Origin of the sequence: Methylobacterium oryzihabitans (assembly GCF_004004555.2) — a bacterium.
Taxonomy (GTDB): Bacteria; Pseudomonadota; Alphaproteobacteria; order Rhizobiales; family Beijerinckiaceae; genus Methylobacterium; species Methylobacterium oryzihabitans.
Genome location: NZ_SACP01000092.1, coordinates 1 through 613, shown reverse-complemented (window position 1 = coordinate 613; position 613 = coordinate 1). Strand labels below are relative to the sequence as shown.

The following is a 613-nucleotide window of genomic DNA, read 5'->3' as shown; positions in this document are numbered from 1 at the left end:
GCGCTGTTTCGACCAAGAGACACCGCCATGCCTGGCCTGCCCGCCCGCTTCGCCGGGCTCATCCTGGCCTTCGCGCCGCTCTTCGTCCACCGCTCCTGGTGCCACGCCCGGGTCCTGCTTCTCGGCGCAATCCTGGCCCCAGGCCGGCGCACGGTCGCCAGCCTCCTACGCATCATGGGCCGCGCCCACGAGCGCCGCTTCGTCAACTTCCACCGCGTCCTCAACCGCGCCGCCTGGTCGCCCCGCGCCGGCGCCCGCCTCCTGCTCGGGCACCTGATCACGGCGTTCGCGCCGCGCGGCCCGGTGGTCCTGGGCCTCGACGATACGATCGAACGGCGCTGGGGCAAGCGCATCAGCGCCCGCGGCATCTATCGCGATCCGGTCCGCTCCTCCGACAGCCACTTCGTCAAGACCAGCGGCCTGCGCTGGCTCAGCCTGATGCTGCTGGCCCCTGTTCCCTGGGCTCATCGGGTCTGGGCCCTGCCGTTCCTCACCGCCCTCGTGCCCTCCGAGCGCGCCTGCCGCGAGCGGGGCTGCCGGCACAAGCCCCTGCTCGCGGTCGGGCGCCAACTCGTCCTCCAGGCGCGCCGCTGGCTGCCGGGGCGCGACCTCG

General features: G+C 73.7%; 1 protein-coding gene. It reads left to right on the top strand.

All coding sequences use genetic code 11. From position 1 onward, the window contains the following. Positions 1-27: 27 nt before the first annotated feature. Positions 28-613, top strand: a 586-nt coding sequence (locus tag EOE48_RS28480) for a transposase (RefSeq protein WP_148239814.1), incomplete at its 3' end; no start/stop codon positions are given.